The following is a 16994-nucleotide window of genomic DNA, read 5'->3' on the forward strand; positions in this document are numbered from 1 at the left end:
AATATAAGGAATGTAGGACAGCCCTGCGGGGCTGTTTTTCTACCATTAAGGGCGGTGATGTTCGATGAGAGAGAATATATTTGTGCAGATCTATACGGAATACAGCAGCCGTATCCAGTCCGGCCAGCTCACACCCGGGACCAAGCTGCCCTCTGAGAGTGAGCTGGCTGAGGCTTATAAGACTTCGCGGGAGACGGTGCGCAAGGCGCTGAATCTTTTGTACCGCGAGGGCTATATTAACAAAATCAAAGGCAGGGGCTCGTTCGTGCTGGATATGACGCGGATGGATTTCCCCGTAACCGGACTGATCTCATTTCAGGAGCTGACCGGGACACTCGGGGTTCCCTCACGGACACTGGTAGAAGAGACAGTCCTGGAGCCGGCAGGCTCCCTGCTCTCCCGGCATCTGCACATTGCTGAAGAGACTCCGGTGTGGAAGGTGGTTCGTGCCAGAGAGATCGAAGCCGAGCGGATTATTCTGGATAAGGATTATTTCCGGTCCGATATCGTTCCCTTTCTCAGCAAGGAGATCGCAGCAGGCTCTATTTTTGAATACCTTGAGTCTGAACTGGGTCTGAAGATCAGTTATGCCAAAAAGCTGATCTCCGTTGAGCCCGTGACCGGGGAGGATCAGCGTCTGCTGGACCTGAAGCAATACCAGCATATTGTTGTGGTGCGGAACTATGTGTATCTGGAGAATACTGTGCTGTTCCAATACACCGAATCCCGGCACCGGCTGGACAAGTTTCAGTTTGTGGATTTTGCGAGACGGGTTAGGCGGTGAACGGTCAGGTCAGGAACAGATCAGACAATTAATTTAAAATTTCATTAATTATAGATGTCTATCCGGCAGTTAAGCTATACTATTAATAATACTGGTAAAATTATCAGTTATATTCATACTGGATACAAATAGTCAAACTCGATCATAGGAGTGGCTTAGGTGTACACTGCCGTAATTTTGGAAGATGAGATTCCTGCACTGGATTTGCTGGAGGTGCTGGTCAGCCGTCATGAGAGCTTCACGATATCCGGTACGTTCACCAATCCTGCCGAGGCGCTGCAACAGCTGCCGGAGCTGCAGCCGGATATTATTTTTCTGGATGTAGAGATGCCGCAGATGAACGGACTGGAGCTTGCCCATCGAATTCGTGAGGTGTCGGAGCAGGCGCATATTGTGTTTACGACAGGTCATGCGCATTATGCGCTGGAAGCCTTCGATGTTCAGGCCTTGGATTACATTGTCAAGCCTGTTACCCCGAAAGCGATAGAGCGGGTGTACGGCCGTATAGCCAGACAGCAATCTTCCCGGAGAACGCCGGGGCGGCAGGCAGCTGCTTCTAATATAGAAGCCCAAGCCCCGGTAGTTACGGGATTTGGACGGTTGGAGGTGCGTAACCAAGAGCAACAGCTGCTCCAATTCCCTACGCGGATCTCGGAGGAACTCTTCGCCTATCTGCTCTGTCATCCTAACCGTGAGGTGGATAAATGGAAGCTGTCGGAGCTGCTCTGGCCGGATATGGATGGAGAGCGGGTTCTTCGCAATCTGCACACAGCTATCTATAGGGTGAAAAGAGTCATGGAAGCAGCAGCCCTCCCCATGAGAATCAAGAAGACCCCGGAGGGCTATACGCTGGATACCGGTTCATTCGTCTACGACGTTATGCAATATCAGCAGGCGGGACAGATGCTGACAGGTCCGCGTCTGGAGGCAGAGCAGCTGGAGAAGCTCTTTGGCCTCTACCGGGGACCTTTGTTCCAGGGGAAGCCATATGTATGGAAGATTTCCCTGGAAGAGAAATACCGTCTGATCTATGAGAAGCTCAGTCTCCGGCTGATTGGCGAGGCGGTATCAGGTGGTTCCCTTCAGGCAGCGGAGGACCGGTTCTATGCCTGTCTGTTGGCCGATCCGCAGAATGAGGAGTTTTACCGCCAGCTGCTGCAGCTTTTTCCGGCTGAAGACCAGCACCGGCGCATGCAGCAGATGTATACCCGGCTTAAGGAAGGCTATTCCTGACCGCAGCGAATATAAATCAACAAAAGGCAGAGCGTTCACGTGTACTCGTGTGCTCTGCTTCTTTTTTTGACTTTTTGTCCAATTTACCGACATTTTTCGATCATTTGTGAGAATTTTGTGAGAATGATTTGGTTTTATAGAGATAAACATGCAAGTTAACCTACTAGAATGGAGTGAGACAATGAAGCTTAAGAAGCTGCTGGCGCTGGTCATGGTGCCCACTATGCTGTTGTCTATGTTCCCGGCAGCACCTGAATCAGCGTATGCAGATACAGCGGATTGGAGTGCCCGTGCCGCTTACGGCGGGGAAGGCGGAACAGAGCTTTTCCTGGGAGGCAAGTTCATTGAACTGGGCATAAGTAACTGGGGGAATTTCGGTACGATGGGCAATAAGCCCGCTAACTTCCGCGGCACGAATTCAAGACCGAATCTGGGGATGAGTGCCGACCATGACGGCTATGGGACAGGTAAAGACCTGCCGGTCGATTATTATCTGCCGGGCACACCGGAAGAACGCTTCGCGGTAGGATACCAGAGCGAGGGAAATACATATGCGAAGTCCAATTCAGCTCTGATGAACGCCCACGATATGCCTACTAGAGTTGTAAATACCTCGCAGACGAATAAAGGGACTCTAAGTGCGACTACGGTATCCACTTGGGCTGGCGCAATGGAGATTAAGCAAGTGATCAGCTTCAAAGAGGATCAGAAGTTCTACCGCAATGAGGTAACTATCACCAACCTGACGGGTAAAAAATGGGACGGGGCGCGGTATATGCGTACCATGGACCCGGATAACACAGTGGATCAGGGAGGAGCCTTTGTCACTTCCAATATGGTGACTCACACTATCGAAGAGGATGGTGCCGCTGTAGTTAGAGCGAATACCACCGGGGATAATGATCCGCTCTACAAGGCCTTCAATTCAAGAGCGCCGATCTTCTTCTACTCCAGCAATCCGCGTGCGAAGGCCTCTGTCTTCGGGTTCAGCAACAGCAACCCTTATGCAGAAGCCGCTTATGACATCCCGGCGGCCAAGGACAAGGAAGTTGTAGCGGACACAGGAATTACCATCACCTGGGATTCAGGTGCGATGGCTGCCCGTGAGAGCAAGAAATTCACCTATTATACAAGTCTGGACGAGAGGGATTTCAGTGAGGTCATCTCGGAAATCGAGCTGGATGAGGAAGACAGTACAGATCTGACGGAGGCTAAGGCTAATGATGGAACGGTTACCGGCAATCAGATGGTCAACATTGTCGGGGCCACCCTTGCAGATCCTATTGATGTGAGCCACATCCGTGTTAATAATCTGCCGGAAGGACTTGATTTTGACGTGACCCGGCTGAGTGATACCGAGCTTAACTTCACGCTGAAGGGTGCTGCCGCTAATCACGGCAAGGATGCGACTACGAACGATCTGTCCGTTACGGTCGATAAGGAGAATCTAATCGGGAACGCCTCCGGTCTGACGACCAAGACCTTCAGTGTAACCTTCAGAGACCCTGCGGTGCTCAGTCTGAATAAAGGCATTGTATCTGAAGCCGTCTACGGCTCAGGTGAGGTTACTGAGACGCTCGGTGTGAAGCTTACAGGCGGTAAATTCGCCGCACCAATTAATGCAGCCGATGTACAGGTGCATGGCCTGCCTGCCGGTCTCGGCACGAGCGTGACCAGAGTCTCCGACACCGAGCTGGAGCTCAAATTCACTGGTGCAGCTACAGTGACCAGCGATGTCTATGGGGCTTACGTAACCGTGGCTTCCGGCAAGCTGACAGGAGCACCGGCGGACCTGAGCTCGAATACCTTCAAATTCGACTTCATGGATAAAGAGCCTTATCTGGTGGTCAAGTCACCGCTGCTCTATGAGTCTGAGGGGAATGACGGCACGATTGAGGGAGCGCTAGTACTGGAGCTGAAGAACGGTTCCTTCGATGAGTCGGTGATCAATGCCATTGAAGCGGTGAATTGGCCGCCGGGCTTGACGCCGGGCACAGTTACCGTGGATAGTCCAACTCAGATTACGGTAGCTTTTGCCGGACAGGCAGCCAGCCACAAGTCTGCTGACAGCGTGGACCAGGCAGCGGTTATGGTGGCAGGTATTCCTTCAGGAACCTTCGCCATTCTATTCCGCTCACCTCCGGCAGCGATTGCGGTATCTCCTGAAGTGATTCATGATGCAGGCGACGGGACTGCGGCAGAGAAGCTGACGGTTACCCTGCGTAATGGCGTATTCACCGAAGAGGTTACCGGGGGCGTTAAGGTCAACAATCTGCCGGAAGGGCTGGACTATACAGTAGTGCGGATCAGCGACACCGTGCTGGAGATCAAGATCACCGGAGAAGCAGCCGGCAAGCTTGAGGCTTCAGCCTTCGCTTCAGTAACGGTAGACCCGTCCATACTTGTAGACGGTGTGAAGCCGGTGACCTCGAACAACTTTGATGTGCAGCTTCCGGGCACAGTCTCTCTGGTGAACCGCGATGCAGCAGCCATCACCTGGGACACTATCCGGCAAGAGAATGTGGTGCAGAAGTCTGTTGTGTCAGAGCTGCTTTTACCGGAGACAGGTGCTCTCGGCAGCACGATTACCTGGACCTCCAGCAACGAGGCCGTTATTGGGCCGGACGGAACGGTAACACGCCCTGTATTTGCAGAGGGGGATCAGGAGGTTACTTTGACTGCAGTGCTGAAGAACGGAGATTCTGAACAGATCAAGACCTTCGTACTGGTAGTCAAAAAACAAGCCGGCACCGACAAACAATCGGTAACCGAAGATACAGACCTGCTGACTTGGGATACGATCCGCGAAGAGAATGTCAGCCAGGAATCAGTAACTTCCGATGTATACTTGCCGGTGGCCGGCGAGAATGGCAGCAGCATCGAATGGACTTCTTCAGATGAAGGGGTCATTACGAAGGATGGCAAGCTTCAGGCGCCTGCCTACCTGGATGGCGACCGTACTGTTACCTTGACGGCGGTTATCACCAAGGGTGATGTAACAGAAACGAAAGAATTCGTACTCACCGCAGTCAAGCATCCGCTGACGGATGAAGAGTCTGTGAAGGAGAGCCTCGAAGCGCTGACCTGGGACATGATCAGGGCAGGCAATGAGACACCGGAGCAGGTGAAGACGAAGCTGGACTTGATGACACAAGGCCGCTATGACAGCGCGATTACCTGGACCTCCACGGAGCCGTCCGTAGTGGGTACAGACGGTACTGTGAACCGTCCCGGCTCGGGTATTGGGGACCGTAAGGTGATCCTTACTGCAACCATTACTAAAGGCAATGTCACCGTGACCAAAGAATTCGCTGTAACGGTCAAGGAGAAGCGTGAAGGCCTTGATGCTCAGCTTGATGAAGCTGCCCAGCTCCTGGCTATCGGGTATCAAGGACAGGATACCGCGAAGAGCGTAACGCAAGCGATCACACTGATCTCGAAGGGGTACTACGATTCCGACGTCGTATGGACAAGCCACCGCAGCGATATTGTCAGCAGCGCAGGCGAAGTGCAGCGTCCGCTGAAGGATACAGTAGTCCGGCTGACGGCGCGTGTGGCGAAGGAAGGCTTTTTCCGGGAGAAGGATTTCTACATTACTGTTAAAGGAACCAGCCCGGTCAATCTTCCTCAGGATGAATTGAATATTGCCATCACTTATGCTCCGGGAGATTCAGAGGAGTCGGTGACCCGGAATCTGTTCCTGCCGAAGACAGGAGAGACCGGATCGGTGCTGACCTGGACCTCCAGCAATCCGGATGTTGTTACGAATACCGGACGGGTTAAGCGGCCGGGACCGGATGAACAGGATGTGACAGTAGAGCTTAGCGTGAAGCTGGCCGACCCTGACCGTCCGGGCGAGACCCTGGTTAAGACCTTTACGATTGTTGTCAAAAAGCTCAGTGACCAGGAAGCCGCAGAGGACGCGGCAAGAAGCACCGGAATCAACACGGCGGCCACCTTCGCTCCCGGGGATACGTGGGAGAGTGTCACCGAAGCCTTCGTACTGCTGCAAACCGGCAAATACGATACGAAGATTACCTGGGCTTCGAGTGAAGCTTCGGTCATCGCTGTCCAGCAGAATGCGGACCAGGCCAAGGGCAATGTAACTCTTCCGGTCCAGGATACGAATGTCATTCTGACCGCAACCTTCACCCGGGGCGGCAAGAGTGCAGTGAAGAATTATCTGCTGATCGTTAAGGCACAAGGCGTGACCAAGGAAGGCACTGTCCGTCAGCCGACCTCCAGACAGGCTGGCTTGTCTACTCCGAATGATGGAAGTCCGCTTCAGCAGGGCGTAACGATTCTTAGAACGAATCTGTCAAACGGAACGAAGATCGATACGATTGTGATTGATGAGAATGAAATGTATAACCTGGTGGAAGGCGTGAATCCAAATGACCCGGATGCAGCCAACCGGAAGGTAACCATTAATCATGTGGATGATTCCGCAGCACAGGCGGATGAGATTGCAGTGGAGATTCCTTCCGGCGCGGTATCGGTTCTGGCCGGACGCAAGGCTTCACTGGATATTGTCACAGCACTGGGGTCCATCCGTCTGGATGCAGCCAGCCTGGAGCAGCTCGAAGCAACTGCTACAGACCTGTACTTCCGGGTTGTACCGGTGCAGGATAAGCTGGAGCAGCTCAAGGTTCAGAGCAATGCGATCCTAAGCGGTGTCTCCAAGCTGGCGCTGACCAGCGACAAGACGCTTCAGACGCTTGGAGCGCCAAGAGAGATTGAAGCCAACTACAGCAAGATCAATACCAAGATTCTGCTGCCGCTATCTGAAATCGCAGGCGACATTCCGCTGCAAAGCTCAGGGGCGCGTGATGCCTTCCTGAACAGCTTGCGGGTATACGTTGAACACAGCGACGGCGAAATTGCCGTCTACACTCCAGAGATCGTGTACAATACCAGCGGTGAGCCTGTAGCGCTGGAGATTCAGATTAACAAGTTCAGCACCTTCCAGATTGTGCGGATTACAGATAAGAGTCCTGAGCCTGCGCCGGCCGCAACACCTAAGCCGACAGCTACACCGGCTCCGCAAGCAACCGGTACTGGCGTTCCGGCACGCAGCGAAGAGCTTACTGCCGGCAGCCTGAAGGAATTGCAGAACAAAGGCGGCGAGATTGTCGTTGAGTCTGATCTGGGTACAGCGAGTCTGGCTGCCGCAGGTCTGAATCTGGCAGAGATCAGCAAGCAGTTCGGTCTTACGAATGTGAATACAGATGACATCGTCATCTATACTGAACTGGCCGCATCTGCTCCTGGAAGCCTGGACGCTTTCAAGCTTGCTGCCGGCAAGCAGAATGTACAGCCCGGCAGCCTTCTTGCGAACTTCTCCGTTAAGGCGAAGTACCAGGGGCAGACTGTAACAGTAAACAACCACGGCTGGGTGAAATATACGCTGCCGGTTCCGGCAGATATGAAGATTACGACCGGTGTACTCTACCGGGATGGTAAAATCTATCACCAGCCTACCTATGTAACCATTAAAGACGGACGTTATTACGCTACGATTAACAGCCTGGAGAACGGCGATTTCGGTCTGATCTGGAATCCGCTGGAATTCCTGGATGTGGCGAAGCACTGGAGCAAGGCGGATGTGAATGACATGGGCTCAAGACTCGTGGCCAGCGGCACGAAGCCAGAAGTCTTTGAACCGCAGCGGAATATCACCCGGGCTGAATTCACAGCGATGCTGGCCAGAGCGCTCGGTATTGTCACCCATGATGAGCGGCTGGTTACATTCAGCGATGTCTCCGCAGGCGGATGGTATGGGCTGGAGCTTCAGGTTGCGACCCGGAACGGCCTGATCACCGGCTATCCGGACGGAACCTTCAGACCGGACAATAACATCTCCAGACAGGAAGCGATGGCAATTGTCAGCAGAGCGATTAGTATTACAGAGCTGAAGTCTTCGCGCAGCGAAGAGCAGGCTCAGCAGCTGCTGAAGTCCTTCACCGATTCTGCATCCGTAGCGGGCTGGGCGATTGCTAATGTGAAACAGAATCTATCAGCGGGCATTATTCTGGGCAGAGACGAGCAGCGTCTTGCACCTAAAGAGAATATTACGCGTGCCGAGGCATCGGCGGCGATCCGCAGACTGCTGATTCAATCCAATCTGATTAATCCGTAAGTATAAGCATCGCATAAGTACTATATGAGCAAGATTAAGGTCGTCCCTCATGTCAGACTCATGGCTGGGGGGCGGCTTTTTGCTGTGCGGAGAAGGTCTGTTATTAAAAATCCGCAAAAAATGACCATTCGCTCAAGCAAAATGGCGAGCAAACGGTGTTTATTTCCAGTAGAATCGGTGAGAGGCGGAAGTTGTACATTTTTTCGGGGGAAATCCTTTAGTCTGCGCATAGGAAAGCTTAATCCGGGCTTGTACAATAACACTAGCGATTGTAAACGCTTGCTTTCATTCCAGAGGAGGGTATGATGCATTCCATGAACGTGCGGAATCCCGTGATTGCCGGGTATTATCCGGACCCCAGTGTGGTCCGTGTGAATGAAGATTTTTATCTGATTAACAGTACCTTTGAATATTTTCCGGGTGTGCCTATCTTCCATAGCAGGGATCTGACCGGCTGGACCCCGATAGGGCATGTGCTGACCCGCCAGTCCCAGCTGGATCTGCGGACCACCAAGAGCTCGTCAGGCATCTACGCCGCTACCATCCGCTATCATGCCGGGCGTTTCTACATGATTACTACAGATGTCAGAGGCATCGGCAATTTCTATGTGACTGCGGACAAGCCCGAGGGTCCCTGGTCTGATCCGATTCTGCTGCCGCACGGGGGCATTGATCCGTCTCTGTTCTTCGATGATGACGGGCGCGCCTATGTCACGGTTCAAAATGGTGCAGGGTATGAATCGCATATTATTCAGTACGAGATTGATCCATTATCCGGCGAAGTACTGTCGGAGCCGGTCAACATCTGGAGCGGAGATGACGGCCCATGGGTCGAAGGTCCGCATCTGTACAAGATCAAGGGCGTCTACTACCTGATGACCGCCTCCGGCGGCACGGCGGGTGATCATCGGGAGATTATTGCCCGCAGCAGCAGCCCCTACGGCCCGTTTGAAGACAAGCCGGAGCCGATCCTGACCCACCGGGGACTGAAGGATCATCCGGTTCAATGCCTTGGACATGCCGATCTGGTGGAGGATACGTCCGGTCAGTGGTGGGCGGTCTTCCTGGGCATGCGCCCGGTGGAAGGCCGGTATTCCCCGCTAGGCCGGGAGACCTTCCTGGCTCCGGTCACCTGGACAGAGGACGGCTGGCCGATGATTGACAATAATGAAGGAACCGTTGTAGCTGCTGACGAGTCCAGCCTGGAGGACCAGGTGCTGCGCTTTACGCCAGAGGACGGCTTCGGGCCGGAGTGGGCCTTCCTCCGCGCTTATGAAGCGGAGCGTTATTCCTGGACCGAGCGCACGGGAAGCCTCGCCGTGCGCGGGAATGCTTACACGCTGGACGATGAAGCACCGGCTGTGTTCGCATGCCTACGCCAGCAGCATCACCGGATGGAGCTGGGCGTCAGCCTTGACTTCACGCCGGTGATTGAAGGCGAGCATGCCGGATTGGCTGCGCGGCTGAACAACCGGGGATATCTTGTCTGGGGACTTACTTGCCGCAGCGGCCGCCGGGTGATGGAGCTTGTAGTGAAGAACGGTGAGGAGCGGCAGGTTCATCAGTACGAGGTAAGTGGTCAAGGTCCCGTTCAACTACGTCTCCGCTGTGACGGACATTATTACCACTGCTCCTACTCGCCGGATGGGGTATCCTGGCATGAAGTCCCGGAGACGGTTCATGTATCGGTCCTGTCTCCGGAAGTCAACGGCGGCTTCACTGGTGTCTGCCTTGGCGTACATGCCTCGGGCAACGGCACAGAGGATGCCAGCCCTGCTTATTATGAAGGATTCTATTATTCCAATATCAAAGGAGATGCCTTATGAATCAGCAACAACCCCCTAAGCCTAATCAACCGATTGTAACTCACATCTATACCGCGGACCCGTCCGCCCATGTCTATGAAGGCAAAATCTATATCTATCCTTCCCACGATCTGGATCATGACGAACCGAGCAATGATAACGGCGACCAGTACAAGATGGAAGATTACCATGTCCTCTCGATGGACAGCTTCGATTCCCCGGTAGTCGATCATGGTGAAGCGCTGCATCTGAGAGATATTCCTTGGGCTTCCAAGCAGCTCTGGGCACCGGATGCCGCTTATAAGAACAACACTTACTATCTGTTCTTCCCGGCCCGTGACCATGACGGCATCTTCCGCCTGGGAGTGGCTACGTCGGAGTCCCCGGCAGGCCCGTTCACGCCGCAGCCGAATTATATGGAAGGCAGCTTCAGTATTGACCCGGCCGTGCTGGTGGATGATGACAACCAGTCGTATATCTACTTCGGCGGACTCTGGGGCGGCCAGCTGGAGAAGTGGCAGACCGGCAGCTTTGTAGCGGACGCGGAAGGACCGGCACTGGACCACCCTGCACTTGGACCGCAGGTTGCACTGCTTAGCGACGACATGCTGTCCTTCCAGGGCAAGCCTGCCGAGATCTCCATTGTCGATGAAGACGGGAATCCGATCCTTGCTGGGGATGAAGAGCGCAGATATTTTGAAGGCCCATGGATGCACAAATATAACGGCGATTACTACCTGTCCTACTCTACAGGAACCACGCATAAGCTCGTGTATGCGGTTGGCAAGAACCCGATGGGACCGTTCACGTTCAAGGGAGAGATCCTCTCACCCGTCATCGGCTGGACAACTCACCACTCCATCGTGCAGGTTGAAGACAAATGGTATCTGTTCTACCACGACAGCTCCCTGTCGGAAGGCGTCAACCACAAGCGCTGTGTGAAGTACACCGAGCTGAAGTACAACGCCGACGGAACGATCCAGAAGATCAATCCTTATCCGGATGCGGAGTAAGCTGGCGGACTTCTGTAATGAAGATAAGTAACATATGAGACAAACAAGAGGCTGTGCCAAAAGCCATGAAGTGGCTGCTTGGGACAGCTCTTTATTTTGTAGTAGGATCAACGTGAGCACTTGGGTGAACGCTGCGCGAACGGACCGTTGTTCCAATCGCTGTGCTCTCCAGATTTTTTTCATTCCCCTTAACGGTGAAAATCCGGAGACCAAGGCGACCGCTGCCGCTTTTCCACAATCGTTCCGTCCTCTCCGCTGTTTAAGCGGGAAAAGGTTCTTCAAATCTTTCTAAAATCACAAAAAGAAACCTCTCTTTTGTTAAAATGGAGTTACCACACAACCATTTCAAAGGAGAGGTTTCTTTGTACATTCAATATACCATGGACCAACTTTGCTTGCCAATGGATCTGGAAGAAGATATCCCGAAAAATCACCTCGTTCGCGTCGTGAATGCTGCCGTCAATCGGCTGGACAACGCCATTTTTGACGCGGCCTATCCCGGCGGCGGCCGTGACAGCTACCATCCTAAAATGCTTACCAAAGTCAAAGCTGCGGAGGTTGTCCGCTAAAAGAAAACTGCACGAAGGGAAGCGGAAACCGGGAAATCGCAGTCAGTTTGGAGCGGCTTAGATACCAGAAACAGGCGAAAGAAATCCTCCGAAGCGAGGAAGGCTATCTATTGGCCGTACGTCGAATGTCGGAGCCGGAAAGTGTATTTGGACAATTAAAGAATAACCGGGGCTTCCGGCGCTTTCTGCTTCGCGGCATGGAAAAAGTGACGCTAGAGGTCGGTTGGCTTTCGCTTGCTCACAACCTGCTGAAGCAAGCAGCAAATGACCAGAAATGCAAGGGAGCGATCCTCCAATAACGGAGAATCGCTCCCTTTCTTACAAAATTAATCTTTTAAGAAGCCATGGGATTTCCCCCCACTAGTAGAGTATCTACTTTTGGGACAGCCCCTTGGCGTGGGGAGGGTGCATGGGGCAAATGTAATCGGAAAACCGATTACAATGTGCAGGTACGGGTGCGAGTAGTCCGAATGTATGCGAAAAAGCGAACACAATGGCTGCAGCAGAGGTGCGCGGCAATCAGCCGTTCTCTCCACTGTTTAAGAAGGAATTGGATCTAAATTCTTTTTTAACTAAGTTTAGATGCTTACTAAAGTCATGATTTACGCTTATACTCTGCTAATCAGTTCCTCCTCAAATCACTAAAGCCGTGCGAGAGAACATCCCTTTCATGTGGCTGGTTGGATGGCAACCTCCCGACTTCCGCCCCCTTAATCGCTTCCGTTCCTAACAGATGAGAAGTTTCCTCGAAACGCTAATTTACTTCCGTACTTCAGTCTGGCTGACGAAAAATGCGTATTTCTGAAACATTACTTTGTCCAATAACGAGAGAATAGATGTCCTCTGACTTTTTACTGCTACTTGAATAAGTATGAGCTATTTTCTTTTGTAGAAAGTTTACTTATGAGACAGCCTCTTTAGTCTTTCTATTAATAATTAGTATCAACAACATATTCTATTGGCTTAGGAACCTTGAAGCCATTTACGTAGAAGTACTTTGTTTCTGTTTCTCTACCAAGGTAAGTATTGCCTAAATAGACGTCATAAAAATCGTATTGAACACATGTAGAATTGTATTGGTCATAGTTGATAGCGCCGTAGTAATTACGAGTAGTATAAGAACTGCTTTCAGGTGGACCTGACCAAGTTTCAGTAGTGCTCCATGTTTTAGAAACAGTTCCACTAGCAGAACCCGTAAACGTTGTCTTAATTAAATTTAAAACATTTTGATTATAAGTTCCGCTTATAGATAATGTGCCACTTACGGATTTAGAAGAGGACATTTGTAAAACCTTCCCTTTTGGAACACTAAGTAAAAATGTCTGCTTTTGTATAGGACCGACATCATAACCAGTAATTTGAGAGGAGCCAATACCGATTGAACTACTAACATAGACTCTTCTATCACCTGCCCTATTAGTTGCAGAACCATTTGATTGAGAAAGGGTAGGATCTACAAATTCTATTCTTGTATTTAAATCTACAACAGGTTCATATTTTTTGAAAATTGTAGCTGTATTCTCAATGTCTGAAAAACTATCTGCAGTAACAAATGGTGAGCTGGAAATCTGAGGATTCAAAGTGGAAAGAGTACTACCTTGAGCTTCATTACTTGCTTGTACTTGGGTTGATAAAGCAGAGGCTAGTAAAAAAACTGATAAGATTGAGACGGCTTTCTTTTTCATGGATATCCTCCTAAAAATAATTTTATTTTCTTCTATAGTCAATATATGTAAGTTACTACAAAATAAATATATACTTTTATTCCAAATTAATCAATACTTTAAAATGAAATTCAAATATGTTAAGTTTAATTGAGGAGGTGTGTTATTTGAAAAGTAACCTTGGTTATATCGTAAGTGCTTTTATAATCGGCTTATCATTGATAGTTGGTGCTTACATACTTGCAGATGGATGGAGATCTACATCGGTTTCTGGAGAGACGAGAGGTTTATACGATGGTAATAAAAATGTAATGAATGATGATGAACTTGCAGCGTATCTGCGAATAACGAGTGATGATCTAAAAAAAATCATTAATCAAGATAATGAAGCGAAAAGTAAGTTATCTTTTTATGACAGGTTTAAATTCATTCCTTATGGAGAATTAAATGGAAAGCACTTTTATTTAAAAGACCATATTGATAAATGGTTATTATATATTACTGAAAATGAAGAAAAATGAGTTTGAAATATATGAGACAATTGTGATCTTCCTTTTGTGAAAAAGTAGGTTGTATAACTGCTTTTTAGTATAAGGAAGTCACTTTGTCTCTATTTTTTTGCAATTTAAAGTTTTCAGGCATTAAAAAACGAACTAATCATTTGCAGTTTGATTCACCCTACTTTCCTTTAATTTGACCAGCAAATCTTTAATTAGGCTTCTATTAGAGCGGGGAAGAGCTGCTATATAGTAAGGTTGGATGAACAATAAATAGGAGGAAAATGGTGTGATATTTCGTTGATCAAGTAGCCAGTTATTATGAATGCGTTCTCATCAATCTGAAGAATGAGGAGAGTGAACAATGGTAGCTACATCCCGGACACACAGAATTCGTAAGCTGACTTCAGCGGTATTAGGTGCAGCGCTGCTGGTGACCCTGCTGCCGCAGACAGCCATGGCCGGAGACACCTGGCCGTTCAAAGGGGAAAGCGCACACGGTGCGAATCAGCCCAGCGTACACGGCTATACCAGCCAGCACATAGCGGACTGGAGTCCGCAGAGAGATCAGGACGCAGCGCTGCTGCGCTCGAGGGTACCCTTGCAGCAGCGGATTGCACCTTTCCAGCAGACACAGGCCAATCCGGCGCTGAATCCGGCGGTGCAGATGATGAATGTTGCGGGCGATTATGGCAATGCTTTTATCGAGAATGCCCCGTACACCAACAAGTTCGCCCAGTACCACTTCAACTTCTGGCAGTACATTGACTATTATTCCTACTGGCATGGAACAGCAACAGCGTATACACCGCCGGAATATTACGACGATCTGGCCCAGTCCGACTGGCAGCAGAAATGGTTCGAGTTCGGTATGCTGAACATTCCGAATCCGGCGTATACCGATGCCGCGCATAAGAATGGGGTTATGTCACTGGCCGGGGTGTTCTTCTCGAACAATGACCGCGGGCAGCAGACTTATAAGCAGATGATTGTGAAGGATGCAGCCGGGAAGTTCCCGGTGGCTGAGAAAATGATTGAAATGGCCGAATACTTCGGGTATGACGGGTATTTCCTGAATCAGGAGGAGCAGAATCCGAATGTGGCGACGGCGGATCTTCCTGATTATATTGCTTTTATGAAAGCGCTCCAGGATGGCGGGCTGTATGTGCAGTGGTATGATTCGCTGAATACCGCAACAGGAGCCAATGTCTTCGCCAGAACCTTCAATAACAACAATATCTCCATGCTCTATGATAAAACGGCCCATAAGCCGGTCTCGAATTCATTCTTCTTCGATTATGGGATGGGCAGCTCGCAGATTACCTCAGCTGCGAATTACTTGAATACCTTCAATGCAGCTCAGGGGACGAGCTACAATCTCTTTGAGACCGGCTTCGCAGGGCTGGAAGCCGGGCGCGACCGCTTCAAGAGCGTGCAGGGCTCAGCGCTGAGCAGCAAGCTGTCCGGGGGAATTCCACGGACCAGCCTGGCGACACTGGGCGCGGACTTTGTCCATGCCGGTCTGGATGAGGACATGAATAAGTCCTGGCCTGTCTCTAACCGCACGGATAACAACTACCAATGGATGACTAATCTGCGTGAGCAGCTATGGTGGTCAGGACCGCAGGTGAATCCGAAGAATACAGCCGTGTCTTCCAATAATACGGTAGCCGATGTGTATGCCGATAACCGCTATTGGCCGGGGATCGCTTCGGTTATTGCCGAGCGCTCGGTGGTGAAGGATTCTAACTTCTATACAAGCTTCAATACCGGCCACGGCCTCTCCTATTACAAGGATGGAGCGGTATCCAGCGCAGCGGAGTGGTCGAACATGAGCCTGCAGGATGTTCCGGTCACCTGGCAATGGTGGCAGGATACTACCGGTAACCGCCTGAAGGTGGACTTCGATTATGGTCCGGGTTATGACCAGACCGCCAATTCGCGCATGAACTACCAGCAGCTTGGCGGTTATAGCGGCGGCAGCTCGCTGGCAGTGAGCGGGAATCTGAACAGCGAGAACTTCCTGCGTCTCTACAAGAGCGATCTTGCCATGAAGGCGGGCTCCAAGCTGTCCATCGTCTACAATAAGCCGTCTGCCGATGATGGCTCTGTCTTGAGTGCAGGTCTCATCTTCCGCGACAACCCGAATCAAGTAGTGAAGATTCCTGTTGCGAATAGCGGAAAGCATACCACGGGCTGGACCACAGCCGAGCTTAATCTTGGCGCTTATGACGGACGGGAGATCGCGGCCTTCGGCCTGGTCTTCACCCCTGGAGCCACTACAGCAGCCAATTACCAGATGAACATTGGCCAGCTGCGGATTCATGACGGCTCAGCGGTAAGACCATCGGCTCCTGCCGGTCTCTCTATTGCACAGGCGCTGCCGGGCACGGATGAGATGATCGTGAAGTGGAGCATGGACACCGATTATTCCAAGGTGAAGCAATACAATATCTACGTGAATGATATCTATGCGGGCGGGAAGTATGATGAGACCTTCTATATCAAGAAGCTTCCGGCCAAATCCGGCGTGCTGAAGGTGGCGGCGGTCGGTGCAGACGGGCTGGAGGGCGATGCGGCGACACTGTCCTTCGACCTGAATGCTGCGGTATCCAAGGTGACTGCCGAATCCGCTCCGAATGGAGACTTCCTGGTGAAGTGGACGAATCCCGCCGCTGCTCAGGGCAGCACCAAGGTTACGGTGAAGTCGGTGAACTGGACGACCACGCCGCAGCCGGTATCGAAGGAATTGACCGTGCCGCAGGGGGCGGCCTCAGCGCTGTTCCAGAATATGCCCGTTAACGGAGATGAGTATACGGTTACCGTTCAAGCCGGAAATACCGATAAAATAACCTATAACGGAACGTTCACCGACAAGGTGTCCGAGCCTTATGCAGAGAACTGGTCCTGGAACGGCAATACGCTGAACCTGCCGATGCCAAGCACCCGGGACTGGCGGTATATGTACATTAACGAAGACGGCCAGAACCGGTCGTTCCCGGTCACCTATCTGTCCGGTGCTGCGGGCATGAAGCCGATGATTATCCGCGGCCGCACAACCAAAGCTGCGCTGAGCTTCACCTCTACCGCAGCAACAGTTACCGTGGTCATGGAGGATTACAGCGGCAACAAGTCGCAGCCTGTATACCTTAAAGGCCAACCAACGCCGTAAGACGCGGGTAGGGAATAAGTACCGCTCTTTCTGCACAACATACACAAAGCGCTCACCCTCTGGCAAAATTAGCAGGGGGGAGCGCTTCTTGTGTATCCCGGCTAGCCGCGCCTGCAAG

At 51.3% G+C, this 16994-nt stretch carries 9 protein-coding genes and 2 pseudogenes; 10 read left to right on the plus strand and 1 reads right to left on the minus strand.

Annotated features, from left to right (window positions below; genetic code table 11):
• The first annotated feature begins 64 nt into the window (after nucleotides 1-64).
• The 8 genes and pseudogenes from treR to MKX63_RS32565 form a co-directional block, all read left to right on the plus strand.
• Complete coding sequence (gene treR, locus MKX63_RS14310) at nucleotides 65-784, plus strand: trehalose operon repressor (RefSeq protein WP_341017841.1); 720 nt, start codon at nucleotides 65-67, stop codon at nucleotides 782-784.
• Nucleotides 785-943: 159 nt separating this feature from the next.
• Nucleotides 944-2017, plus strand: coding sequence for a response regulator (locus MKX63_RS14315; protein ID WP_341017842.1), 1074 nt, complete (start codon nucleotides 944-946; stop codon nucleotides 2015-2017).
• 181 nt (nucleotides 2018-2198) lie between these two features.
• Nucleotides 2199-8156 carry an S-layer homology domain-containing protein gene (locus tag MKX63_RS14320; RefSeq protein ID WP_341017844.1) on the plus strand — a complete coding sequence of 1986 codons (5958 nt, stop codon included), beginning with the start codon at nucleotides 2199-2201 and terminating at the stop codon, nucleotides 8154-8156.
• 314 nt (nucleotides 8157-8470) lie between these two features.
• Nucleotides 8471-9982 (plus strand): glycoside hydrolase family 43 protein, encoded by a 1512-nt coding sequence (locus MKX63_RS14325; protein WP_341017845.1) that lies wholly within the window; start codon nucleotides 8471-8473, stop codon nucleotides 9980-9982.
• A complete protein-coding gene (locus MKX63_RS14330; RefSeq protein WP_341017847.1) occupies nucleotides 9979-10974 on the plus strand; it encodes a glycoside hydrolase family 43 protein in 996 nt (331 codons plus the stop codon). The genes MKX63_RS14325 and MKX63_RS14330 overlap by 4 nt, the downstream gene beginning before the upstream one ends.
• 362 nt (nucleotides 10975-11336) lie before the next feature.
• A complete protein-coding gene (locus MKX63_RS14335) occupies nucleotides 11337-11543 on the plus strand; it encodes a hypothetical protein (RefSeq protein WP_341017848.1) in 207 nt (68 codons plus the stop codon).
• Nucleotides 11510-11842: pseudogene (locus MKX63_RS14340) on the plus strand (transposase); the annotation flags it as partial. The gene MKX63_RS14335 and the pseudogene MKX63_RS14340, both read left to right, overlap by 34 nt.
• Nucleotides 11843-12125: 283 nt before the next feature.
• Nucleotides 12126-12362 (plus strand): annotated as a pseudogene (locus tag MKX63_RS32565) (transposase); the annotation flags it as partial.
• 110 nt (nucleotides 12363-12472) lie between these two features.
• On the opposite strand, the gene MKX63_RS14345 reads toward MKX63_RS32565, so the two are convergent.
• A complete protein-coding gene (locus MKX63_RS14345) occupies nucleotides 12473-13228 on the minus strand; it encodes a hypothetical protein (RefSeq protein ID WP_341017849.1) in 756 nt (251 codons plus the stop codon).
• Nucleotides 13229-13374: 146 nt separating this feature from the next.
• Between MKX63_RS14345 and MKX63_RS14350 the strand changes: the two genes are divergently transcribed.
• Complete coding sequence (locus MKX63_RS14350; RefSeq protein WP_341017851.1) at nucleotides 13375-13728, plus strand: hypothetical protein; 354 nt, start codon at nucleotides 13375-13377, stop codon at nucleotides 13726-13728.
• Between the two features lie 340 nt (nucleotides 13729-14068).
• Nucleotides 14069-16876, plus strand: a complete 2808-nt coding sequence (locus tag MKX63_RS14355) for an endo-beta-N-acetylglucosaminidase (protein WP_341017854.1) — start codon at nucleotides 14069-14071, stop codon at nucleotides 16874-16876.
• Nucleotides 16877-16994: the final 118 nt, after the last annotated feature.

Origin of the sequence: Paenibacillus sp. FSL R7-0179 (assembly GCF_038002265.1) — a bacterium.
Taxonomy (GTDB): domain Bacteria; phylum Bacillota; class Bacilli; order Paenibacillales; family Paenibacillaceae; genus Paenibacillus_AQ.